This window comes from Pseudogemmobacter sp. TB195, from assembly GCF_058313095.1.
The window spans coordinates 1-521 of record NZ_JBZEGG010000228.1 but is presented as its reverse complement, the minus strand read 5'-3'; the positions used below and the strand labels follow the sequence as shown (position 1 = coordinate 521).

Annotated in this window: 1 protein-coding gene; it reads right to left on the bottom strand. The window is 60.5% G+C overall.

The window, feature by feature from the left end:
- Positions 1 to 62: 62 nt before the first annotated feature.
- Positions 63 to 521 (bottom strand): hypothetical protein (locus AC4FS3_RS29505; protein WP_491023497.1); only part of this gene is annotated, 459 nt, incomplete at its 5' end.

Here is a 521-nt window from a genome sequence, read left to right as displayed (position 1 = left end):
TGTTTCGACGGTGATGGCGCCAGTCGGGGTGCCTGATTTCGATGAAGTTTTGATGGTCGCGCTCATCCCTTCACCTCCCCGCCCACAGGGGCGGTTTCGGACGTGGCCCATGCCGCGATCTCGACGGGGCCGGTGCTGTCAAACCTCCACGCGACCGGCGAAAGCCTATGCGCAACCTGCCAATCGTCTATGGCGGCGCGGACGCGGGCTTGCAGATCAAGGTTCACAGCGGGCAGGAAGTCTAGGAGCGGATCGCCATCCTCGTTAGCCATGTCGTAGAGGCTTTCCTCGGCCTGTTCGATAAAGCTGGCCTGATCGAAGGACAGTGAAACGCGGATCGGGGTTTTTGTTGCCTCAACGATCAGTCGATGTTCGCTCGCCTTGGCTTCGCCCTCCGCTTCCTCGCGAGTGTCGTAAGGACCGCCCTGCCAACATTCTTCGTCATTGGAGGAATACCAGAAGGTCTGGCTTTGGGTCAGCGCCTCGATGGTCTGACGTGGCTCTGGCTTCTCGCCCACAGG